The organism is bacterium (assembly GCA_009926305.1).
Classification (GTDB): Bacteria; Bdellovibrionota_C; UBA2361; order UBA2361; family RFPC01; genus RFPC01.
The window spans coordinates 1-2309 of the sequence record RFPC01000163.1 but is presented as its reverse complement, the minus strand read 5'-3'; the positions used below and the strand labels follow the sequence as shown (position 1 = coordinate 2309).

Annotated in this window: 3 protein-coding genes; all 3 read left to right on the top strand. The window is 47.2% G+C overall.

Going from position 1 to position 2309, the window contains the following annotated elements; genetic code table 11:
• Positions 1–431: 431 nt before the first annotated feature.
• Positions 432–767 (top strand): hypothetical protein, encoded by a 336-nt coding sequence (locus EBR25_13220; GenBank protein NBW41941.1) that lies wholly within the window; start codon positions 432–434, stop codon positions 765–767.
• A 95-nt stretch (positions 768–862) separates the two neighbouring features.
• Entirely contained in the window at positions 863–1891 is a 1029-nt protein-coding gene (locus EBR25_13215) for an IS3 family transposase (protein NBW41940.1), read from the top strand.
• Between the two features lie 86 nt (positions 1892–1977).
• Positions 1978–2295, top strand: a complete 318-nt coding sequence (locus EBR25_13210) for a hypothetical protein (GenBank protein NBW41939.1) — start codon at positions 1978–1980, stop codon at positions 2293–2295.
• The last annotated feature ends 14 nt before the right edge of the window (positions 2296–2309 follow it).

The window sequence follows — 2309 nt, the reverse complement described above, 5'->3', positions numbered from 1 at the left end:
ACTTGAGAACATCGATTTTGAATGTGCGTTTGAGAAGTTGAGCCTAGGGGGACTGCGGCTGAAGAATTGCTCAATGAATTGACTCAAAGAAAAAATAGTTCTCGGAAAACCAGTCATCCTTGAAAATTATTCCTGTTTTGACTCAAAACCATTCCCAATGGCTGGCAACACTAGACAAACTTCAAAATCTGAATCAGTCTATACCCGATTATCAGGAGTAATTTCTTATAATTGTACCTATTCTAGGTGGCATTTCCAAATGGCCATCCTAGAGCCTAAACCCTAATTCTTGCATGGATGATCTCAAAGACAAGACTTCTCATTAGCTCTAAACATTTAATCATTCTTGGCTTGCTATTCATCACTCAATTTAACGCTTTTCCCTCTGTGCCAATGAGACTTGAGACACCCACCATTCTGTGTTTAAGCTAATGAGGGGACACGAGGATTTCTCCATGTCTCAAGCAAACGTTACTGCAATTTCTTCTTCTAAAGTCTCTGTCAACAAAGCAGAGGATGCCGCCAATCCAAATGCAAGAAGGAGAGTTTGGACACAAAAGCAAAAGCTTCAAGTGCTCGTCCAAATCGATGAACTCAAGAAGAATGGCGCCGATGTTGGAGCATTCCTTCGCAAGCAAGGCCTATACTCTTTGACATTTTCTCTTTGGCGCAAGCAGCGAAATGAAGGACTTCTTGGTGTTGCTGGCAAGAAAAGGGGTCCGAAGCCCAAGGTGACGCCAGAAATGGCTGAGATTCAGAGACTGTAAAAAGAGAACGAGAAGCTTTCAAAGAGTCTTATTCAGGCTCAAAAGATTATTGAGATCCAAAAAAAAATTGCCGGGATGTACACAGACGAGAAGGAATGAGCGCGCAGGAGTTGCTCGCCGTCACCAGGAAGGAAGAGATTCCTTTTCAGGTGCTATTGGCATCCCTGAGTCGTTCACGAGCGACTGCATACCGCGCTCTCAAGCCCATTGTTCTGACTGAAACAGATTCCCAAAAATGTTCTCGAGCAGCCCATCCCAGGGCCTTGAGTCCAGCGGAGGTCGCCGAAGTGGCGAAAGTTCTCAACAGCGAAAAGTTTGTCGACAAGGCGCCGCAGGCGATCTTCAATGTGCTTCTCGACCAAGGTGTTTTTATCTGTTCAGTTCGAACGATGTATCGAATCCTAGACGCACAGGGTGCTGTTGCGGAGCGCCGACAAGTCGCCCGTTCTCGCAGCTTTAGGGCTCCTGAGCTGCTGGCAACAGGACCGAATCAAGTCTGGAGCTGGGACATCAGCAAACTCCGCGCTCATTCGAAATGGACCTATTTTTATCTTTACGTCGTGATGGATATCTTCAGCAGAAAGATTGTGGGCTGGGCCGTTTATTTGCAGGAAACTGGAACCCTGGCGGAGGCCGTGATCTCAAAGGCTGCAAAAGAAGAAAAGATTAAGCCAGGACAACTCACTATCCACAGCGATCGGGGAGGCCCCATGAGGTCAAAGACCCTTTCGGAGTTGTTCTCAGACCTCAGCATCTCAAAGAGTTTCAGCAGACCTCACGTTTCGAACGACAACCCCTTCAGCGAGTCCATGTTCAAAACCATAAAATACATGCCAACCTTTCCAGACAGGTTCGGCACTGTGCAAGAGGCCCGGAACTTCATGAGCAAGTTTGTCAAATGGTACAACGAAGAGCACAGACACTCTGGGCTGGAGTATTATACACCTGATGATATTCATACAGGTTCACATGTAGAGAAGAAACGGAACCGAGATTCTGTTCTGGCTGAGGCGTATCTGAGAAATCCAATTCGCTTCGTGAATGGAACGCCAAGTGCCTCTTTGGCACCCGAGGCTGTGTGGATCAACAAACCGAAAATGGAGGAACAAGCGAAGACATGTTAGGTTAAATTTCGACCTGGCGTTGTCTCAAATCATTGACACGTTCCGCAGAGTCTGGAGAGGAAAGAGGCAATTCGGTTTATGTAGGGTTGGGTTCCGCCCAAATCACGTTAGCTGGAATATTGCCGGTGGCCAGAAAGCGCCCACAAAGCTCAGTGTGCGAGGCTGAGCCTGATGGCGTTCCTAGTCACTGGCAAAGTGGTGGTGCTAAGATTATCGCGCTTCCTCAGCTCGTAGACTCTGAGCTCGATGGTATTCAAGTGCTTTCCGAGAGTGACATCGAACAACTCGCCGCGGTCACGCTTGACGAGTCGAAATCTGTGAGTGCCTCTAAAGGTGAGGACTCTGAAGACGGAAGTACTACAGTTGACTCTAAAACACCCTTAAAGTGTGCTTTTAGACTCTGACTCTTGATTTAAAT

Bases quoted from the DNA above. Each gene is read 5' to 3' on its own strand.
- EBR25_13220 (NBW41941.1), top strand. From the start codon at position 432: ATGAGGGGACACGAGGATTTCTCCATGTCTCAAGCAAACGTTACTGCA.
- EBR25_13215 (NBW41940.1), top strand. From the start codon at position 863: ATGAGCGCGCAGGAGTTGCTCGCCGTCACCAGGAAGGAAGAGATTCCT.